Genomic DNA, 8,038 nt, shown 5'->3' on the forward strand with positions numbered 1-8,038 from the left:
AGATAGTACAATAAATTTTCATCCGGAAGAAGTAACTTCAGGGTTAAAAGAGATAAGGACAATGAAAATAAGCTCATATTTGGTTTGGCCAATGATATAGCATTAAAAAGCATAACATTAGGAGAGAAAACAAAAGTAGATGCAACAGGCTTAGTAATTACTGATGGCCCACAAATAACTACCGGTAGTATTAATGCGGCAAGTAAAAAAGTAACAAATATTGCAGAAGGAACTCGCAATACTGGTGCAGTGAGTATTTTTGTAAAACAGGATACAGCAACAAAACACATTACCATTGGTAAGGATATAGATGGTGATAAAATCGATATTGCGAATAAAAGTGATAAATTACGGATAATTTCTGGTGTTAAGAAAGCAGAGAGAGATAAAGCATCAATGATGCTGTTAATAAAAAACAGCTTGAAGAAAGTTTAGAGAAACTTGCTAATGATCTTCAATCTGATGATTCTTCTGTTGTTCATTATGATAAAGCAAATGATGAAAATGGCACTATTAATTATGAAAGTATAACTTTTGGAAAAACTACAGCTCCCGTTGCACTTCATAATGTAGCAAATAAAATTACGGAAAATTCCACTGATTTTGTCAATGGTGGTCAGCTTTATTCACTAAATCAAACGCTTGCAAAATATTTTGGCGGTGGTGCTAGATATGAGAATGAAGAATGGACAGCACCAAGTTCCAAGCTGAAAGTTTTCAAAGATGATGGAACCTTTGAAGAGAACAGCTATGATAATATTGCAGCAGCTTTTGCTGGCATAAATAGTGTTTTCGCGAAGCTTCATAATGAAATTTCTGGCAACATCGAGAAAAATGCTTTGTTATGGAGTAATGAAGCAGGGGCATTTGTGGCTCGGCATGGAAAAGACGAAAAAAAGCTATAACGATATTGCTAATGCATTTAATGCAGGTCGTGGCGTTGATAAGAATAAGAAGGCGAGTAAGATTATCAATGTAGAGGGTGGAAAGGTAGAAGAAGGCTCGAAAGAAGCAGTAAACGGTGATCAGTTACATGATTATACGAAAAAGCAGACATATACGATTCTCGATAAAGCGAAAGAATATACGGATGAGAAAGTGTCTAATATTGTAAAGGATGGTGTTAAAGAGGTTTATTCGTATACGGATATGAAGTTTGTAACGTTAAGTTATGCTGTTGAGGATATCTGAAAAGAAGAAAGACAAGCCGCAGCCATAGGTTTGGCAGTGTCTGATTTAAGCTATGAAGATACTCTTGGAAAAATAAGTTTTTCTTTTGGTAAGGGGTTGTGCAGAGTCAATTAGCTTTTGCCTTTGGCGCTGGTTATATGTCTGAAAGTGGAAGAATTCGCTCAAATATATCATTAACGAGTGCTGGAGATCATTTTGGGATAGGTATAGGACTGAGAGCAATAGTGAATTGACAATAAACAAATTCTAACCATTAACTTTATTAACATTTTGTTTTTATTGGTCTTAATGAGAGATGGGAGAGTATAGTAGGTGCGCGCATGAGGTACCGTTACGGTGAACATAAGCAGCAATTAACATGAGTTACAATATTTTATGATGTAAGGCAGTTCAGAAAGAAGTAAGACAGACGGCCTCCGTTGGTTTAGCAGTATCGAATTTAAGTTATGAAGATACCCTTGGTCTTTAAGCATTTCATTTGGTACGGATGCATTGGTGTAGTGCATCCGTCTTTGCTATCAGAGCCGGTTATATGTCAGAAGATGGAAAAATTGGCTCCAATCTCTCCGCAACGAGTTCTGGTGGTCATTAGGGTGTAGGTGTTAGGCTTAATTTAATACTGAACTGATAAGCAAAAAACTTTTTTAAATATGCTCTTTGCCCTTGCCTCATCAAAGCAGGGGCATTTTAGTAAAAATCTTTCATCAATCCTCTAATGAAATAAAAAATCTTATTCACGAAAAATAAACTGATGCCTAAGCGGATGATCAATAGGCACAAAAATTATACCTCTTTCAAAGAGGTCAAAGCTAAAAACGGCACACAACCTTTGATAGAAAAAACGAAATTAATTCTAATATTAAGCGTTTTTTTTACCTTCCTTAAATTGACTTTCACGAACTTGCCTCTAACTACCCTCTAAAGGCGCTGTAGAAACAACAGCTTATGTCTTAATTTTATTTATGTCCTAAAACACGCTGTAAAAGCAGGAACACGCAAAGGAAATAAGAAAGCTTTAGAGTTCTAGAGCATACCTTTTTTGTGTTGTTAATCTATTATTATGAAGGGGGGTATTATGAAAAAATTATATACTACACAAAATCTGCGTGATTTGAGTTTTTCTCGTTCACATCATCGATCATCATTGTTTAAAGTGGCTTCGTTAGGAACTGCGGTGGCATTGTTTTTATCGAATGCTTCTCCTGTTTTTTCAGCAAATCTCGATTTAACAAAAGAATCTCTTGAAAATGTGAAGAATGCTGCCGTGGTTTATCCGCAAAGCATTATCTCTGCGTATGATTACTATGATGGTGATAAGGAAAATTATTTAACAGCATTGAATGTGGCAATGGTGCCAAAAGTTGACGCTTCTGATGACTATGCAAATTTTTTAACCAAAACCCTTTCTGGTATAAGTAATGATGATCCTATTGTGAATGTTTTGAGGACAGATGGCAAAAACTCATTGGAAAGAACATTAGATACAGGCGGGCAATATAAAAAATTGATCATCAGTTCACAGAGTGGTGAGAATACAGCGATTATTGATGCATTGAATCCTTTGCGCAATGACTCTATGGCTAGAATGCAGCGCGGTACCGGACTGCAACGTGACGTAGAGGGTACTAATGTCATATTTGGTAATGATATAACAAAGCTCGAAAAACTCCATGCAAGGAGTGATATTACTGCTCTTGGTGCCAAGATAATAGTAAACGCCTCAGATTCGGTTGCTGTTGGTTATGGTGCGCAGGTGGATAATAGCGTTACTGTTGCTGTAGGTCATTTGGCGTACGCTGTAGGTAAAAAAAGTATCGCAATAGGTGGTGAAGGTAGATGGGGTGATAACCCGACCCCCCCTGAGGGACGTACAATAGCGACGGGCGAAGAATCAATTGCTATTGGACATCGTGCTAAGGCGGACAGTGTGAAATCTGTAGCTTTTGGTGCTTATTCAAAAGTGAATGTAGATTCAGGTGTTGCGATTGGGAGCGAGTCTGTAGCTGATGTTGCTGCTGGTAAACTTGGTTATAGTTCTTTAGCTAAAGGTTCTGCAACTTCTGACAACTTTGCATGGAAAAGTACGCTAGCTGCAGTGAGTGTTGGTGATGTTAACACAAAAAAAACGCGCCAGATTGTAGGAGTGGCAGCTGGTACTGAATTTTATGATGCCGTTAATGTTGCACAGCTAAAAGCGTTAGAAATTTACGTCGACAAAGGTTGGAATTTGTCTGTTGGAGGTGAAAATGCTAAAGCCGTTGGTATAAAAGATACTGTAGATTTGTCGGCTGCAAGTGACAACCTTAAGATCACAAAAGGTACGGAAAACAATAATGTAACATTTGATCTAGCTAAGAATATTACAGTGGCAAGTGTCACTGCAGGGAACGCCTCTATGAGTAGTGATGGCTTTCTGTTTGCTGGTGGGGCTAGAATAACTGTGGATGGTATTGATGCTGGCGAACAAAAGATTACAGGAGTAGCAGCTGGGAAAGAAGCTGATGATGCAGTGAATTTTGCGCAGCTACAAGAGATAAAAAATCAAATAGCAGGAAATAGTCTTGTCAAGCAAGATGGTGGAGAAGAAGGTCGTATCACCATTGGTATGGCAACAGGTGGTTCTGAAATCAATGTTGCAAACAAATTGGGTGAAGATAGGACAATTTCCGGTGTGAAAGCAGCAGTTAAGGATGATGAAGCTGTTAATAAAAAACAACTCGATGGTCAGATTGCAGATGTTGTTGACACCATAAAAAGCAATAGCCTTGTTAAGCGAGAAAAAGAGACAAATCGTATTACCATCGGTAAGGAAATAGAAGGTACAGAGATTAACATTGCAAACAAATCAGATGGTGCTCGTACAATTTCCGGTGTGAAAGCAGCAGTTAAGGATGATGAAGCTGTTAATAAAAAACAACTTGATGGTGAAATTGCAGATATCACGGACAGTATTAAGGTCATTAAAGAAGCAAATAGCTTTGCAGTTCTCTATGATGAAGAAAATGGTGCCGTTAATTATAATAGTGTAACTTTGGGTGGTGATAAGACTACGGCACCAGTTGCTCTCCATAATGTACAAGATGGTGCAATTTCCCAAGATTCGCATGATGCGATCAATGGTAGCCAGATTGAAAAAATATATCGAAGTGTAGCAGCCATTTTTGGTGGTGATGCGGACTTTCAGGACGGTATCTTGTTTGGTCCGCACTATCATTTATCGCAAATTTCTGAAAATGGTGTAGCAGTAAATAAGGACCATTTTGATGTTGGTTCTGCTTTGACAGGGCTTGATGATAATATCAACAATGTGAATAGCCGCTTAACACATGTAGCCAATGAATTTACTCAGAAAATTGAGGGTGTCTCTAAAGATTCTCTGTTGTGGAGCAAGAAAGAAGAGGCATTTGTAGCACAGCATGGAGAGGGAAAAACCAATAGCAAAATTAAATTTCTTGCCAATGGAGATATTTCTGAAGATTCAACGGATGCTGTAAATGGTTCGCAGCTCTTTGAGACCAATCAGACAGTTGCTAACACCAATCAGACAGTTGTTAATTTAGTTACGGCTTTTAATGGGGCAAATAAGAATATATCAAGTTATTTGGGCGGTGGTGCAGATGTGGTTGCTAATAAAGCACCAACCTATACGATTCAGAACACTGAATATCACGATGTGGGTTCTGCTTTTAGTTCTGTCAATAATTCTATCACGAATATCCAAAATCAGATTACGGATGCAACGAAAAATAGCCTCGTTAAACAGGAAGGAGATGCAGGTCGTATCACCATTGGTATGGCAACAGGTGGTACTGAAATCAATGTTGCGAACAAATCGGGTGATGCTCGTATAATTTCCGGTGTGAAGGCAGCTGTTGCGAACAATGAAGCTGTTAACAAAGAACAGCTTGATAAAAGTATAGAGAAGATTTCTAAGGATATTAATCTCACAACTGCTGCTGCAGTTCTCTACGATAAAGAAAATGGTGCCGTTAATTATGGTAGTATAACTTTAGGTGGCGATAAAAATAAAGAGCCAGTAGCTCTCCTTAATGTCAAAGCTGGTACAATTGCTAAAAATTCGCATGATGCGATCAATGGCAGCCAGATTGAAAAAATATCTGGAGATATTGCAAACTATTTTGGTGGTGATGCCTCATTCGAGAATGGTAACTTTAAAGGACCACAGTATAATTTATCTACAGTTTCTGCGGATGGTGAGGTGGTTCAGAAAACCTTTACTGATGTTGGCTCAGCTTTGAGTGGGCTTGATGCAAATGTAAAGAATGTGAATACCCATCTGACAAATGTGACAAATGATTTCACACAACAAATCAATAATATTACTCAAGAAGTTAAAGGCGATGCCTTGTTGTGGAGCAAGGAAGAAAAGGCATTTGTAGCACAGCATGGAGAGGGAAAAACCAATAGCAAAATTAAGTTTCTTGCCAAAGGAGATATTACTGAAGATTCAACGGATGCTGTAAATGGTTCGCAGCTCTTTGCTACTAATCAGAATGTTACCACTGTTACAAATAATCTCTCAACAATTTCTAAAAATATATCAAGTTATTTTGGTGGTGGTGCAGATGTATCTAACGGTAAAGCTCCCACTTACACTATTCAGGGTAAGTCACATAATGATTTTGAATCTGCTTTTAGTACTGTTGATAATTCTATCACGAATATCCAAAATCAAATCACTAATGCGACAAAAAATAGCCTCGTTAAGCAGGAGGAAAATGAAGGTACTATCACTGTTGGTAAAGCAACAGGTGGGACTAAAATCAATGTTGCGAACAAATCGGGTGATGCTCGTATAATTTCCGGTGTGAAGGCAGCTGTTGCGAACAATGAAGCTGTTAACAAAGAACAGCTTGATAAAAGTATAGAGAAGATTTCTAAGGATATTAATCTCACAACTGCTGCTGCAGTTCTCTACGATAAAGAAAATGGTGCCGTTAATTATGGTAGTATAACTTTAGGTGGCGATAAAAATAAAGAGCCAGTAGCTCTCCTTAATGTCAAAGCTGGTACAATTGCTAAAAATTCGCATGATGCGATCAATGGCAGCCAGATTGAAAAAATATCTGGAGATATTGCAAACTATTTTGGTGGTGATGCCTCATTCGAGAATGGTAACTTTAAAGGACCACAGTATAATTTATCTACAGTTTCTGCGGATGGTGAGGTGGTTCAGAAAACCTTTACTGATGTTGGCTCAGCTTTGAGTGGGCTTGATGCAAATGTAAAGAATGTGAATACCCATCTGACAAATGTGACAAATGATTTTACACAACAAATCAATAATATTACTCAAGAAGTTAAAGGCGATGCCTTGTTGTGGAGCAAAGAAGAAAAGGCATTTGTAGCACAGCATGGAGAGGGAAAAACCAATAGCAAAATTAAGTTTCTTGCTAATGGAGACATTTCTGCTAACTCAACCGATGCTGTAAATGGTTCGCAACTCTATTTGATGAGTAATCAGCTTGCTGCGTATTTTGGTGGTGGCGCTGGCTATAATGATGGAAAATGGACTGCTCCTAATTTCAAGATAGCACAATTCAATAATGACGGTAGTTCTGGTGAGAAGAAGACATATCATGACGTTGCCAATGCTTTTGACGGCGTAAGTGAGAGTATGTCCAAGATAAACAATCGCATTCAAAATGTTGAAAACAATGTTTCGTCCAATGGTTTAAATTGGAATGAGCAGGAAAAAGCCTATGATGCTAGCCATGATGGTCAACCAAGTAATATTATCAATGTAGCAAATGGTGAAATTGCAGAAGGTTCAAAAGATGCAGTCAATGGCGGACAGCTTTGGCAGACCAACGAACGTGTCAAGGGCGTTGAGAAAGATATTAAACATATCGAAAACAGAGTCGACAATATTTCCACTACGGTTACGGATATTGGTAAAACGGTTTTTAATATTGAAAACAGAGTTGATAATATTGAAAACACGGTTAATAATCTTTCTGATGGCGCAGTTAACTATGATAAAGATGCTGATGGTAAAAAGACCAATAAGATCACTCTAAAAGGTGGGAATGAAAGCGAACCTGTTATGATTGATAATGTTGCGGATGGTCGTATTGAACAAGGTTCGAAAGAAGCTGTAAATGGTGGTCAACTTCACGACTATACCCAAGAGCAGATGAAGATCGTTCTTGATCAATCAAAGCATTACACAGATCAACGAGTGAATAATATCGTTATCGATGCTATTGATGATGCCGTTGATCGGGCTCACCAATATACAGATATGAAGTTTAATATTTTAAGTTATGACATTAAGAGCGTACGCAAAGAAGCAAGGCAAGCAGCAGCTGTTGGTCTAGCAGCGTCCAACCTACGTTACTTCGACGAACCAGGATCTTTGAGTGTCTCATTTGGTAGCGGCGCATGGCGTGGACAATCCGCATTTGCTCTTGGTGCTGGTTATACATCTGAAAACGGAAAAATCCGCTCTAATCTCTCTGCCACGAGTGCTGGTGGTCATTGGGGAATAGGTGGTGCAATCACTCTGAAAATAAAATAATAAGAACAACGAAAACTTAATAAAATTTTCACCCTTATTGATTGAAATGAGGGTGATTTTTTTAAGACGCTACAGTATTTATCTAGAGATAAGCATAATATTTGATGCATATACAAGATCACCAAAAGCAGCTGAATTATCTCCTTTGCTCTGCGCATTCCAATCTACAGCAATAGAACTTAGACCCTCCGCAGTAGCTGATGGACCTAAAGCAACAGATGAGGCTATAAACTTTGAGGTTTTATAGAAGCTTTTTCTATATTTTGTTGAAAAAAGATCACAGTAGAATCCATATTGCTAAAAAGT

General features: G+C 38.1%; 6 protein-coding genes. 5 read left to right on the plus strand and 1 reads right to left on the minus strand.

Annotated elements, in window-relative coordinates:
• The first annotated feature begins 84 nt into the window (after window positions 1-84).
• The 5 genes from ACFIKB_RS01245 (at window position 85) to ACFIKB_RS01265 (ending at window position 7,732) form a co-directional block, all read left to right on the plus strand.
• Window positions 85-435: a hypothetical protein gene (locus ACFIKB_RS01245; protein ID WP_375652609.1), complete on the plus strand. Its 351-nt coding sequence runs from the start codon at window positions 85-87 to the stop codon at window positions 433-435.
• 146 nt (window positions 436-581) lie between these two features.
• Window positions 582-905 (plus strand): hypothetical protein, encoded by a 324-nt coding sequence (locus ACFIKB_RS01250; protein WP_375652673.1) that lies wholly within the window; start codon window positions 582-584, stop codon window positions 903-905.
• Window positions 880-1,191 carry a hypothetical protein gene (locus ACFIKB_RS01255; protein ID WP_375645022.1) on the plus strand — a complete coding sequence of 104 codons (312 nt, stop codon included), beginning with the start codon at window positions 880-882 and terminating at the stop codon, window positions 1,189-1,191. Before ACFIKB_RS01250 ends, ACFIKB_RS01255 begins: the two co-directional genes overlap by 26 nt.
• Window positions 1,192-1,289: 98 nt before the next feature.
• The gene (locus ACFIKB_RS01260; protein WP_375645021.1) at window positions 1,290-1,424 is read left to right on the plus strand and encodes a YadA-like family protein; all 135 of its coding nucleotides are present in this window, start codon (window positions 1,290-1,292) and stop codon (window positions 1,422-1,424) included.
• A gap of 842 nt (window positions 1,425-2,266) precedes the next feature.
• Window positions 2,267-7,732, plus strand: coding sequence for a Vomp family autotransporter (locus ACFIKB_RS01265; protein WP_375652611.1), 5,466 nt, complete (start codon window positions 2,267-2,269; stop codon window positions 7,730-7,732).
• Window positions 7,733-7,810: 78 nt separating this feature from the next.
• Here ACFIKB_RS01265 and ACFIKB_RS01270 read toward each other — a convergent pair whose 3' ends face one another.
• Window positions 7,811-7,960, minus strand: coding sequence for a hypothetical protein (locus ACFIKB_RS01270; RefSeq protein WP_375652674.1), 150 nt, complete (start codon window positions 7,958-7,960; stop codon window positions 7,811-7,813).
• Window positions 7,961-8,038: the final 78 nt, after the last annotated feature.

It is taken from the genome of Bartonella sp. MR110HLJHH (genome assembly GCF_042194225.1).
GTDB classification, from domain to species: Bacteria; Pseudomonadota; Alphaproteobacteria; order Rhizobiales; family Rhizobiaceae; genus Bartonella; species Bartonella grahamii.

Coding starts and splice junctions, on each gene's coding strand:
- ACFIKB_RS01255 (WP_375645022.1), top strand. CDS start 880: ATGGAAAAGACGAAAAAAAGCTATAACGATATTGCTAATGCATTTAAT.
- ACFIKB_RS01265 (WP_375652611.1), top strand. CDS start 2,267: ATGAAAAAATTATATACTACACAAAATCTGCGTGATTTGAGTTTTTCT.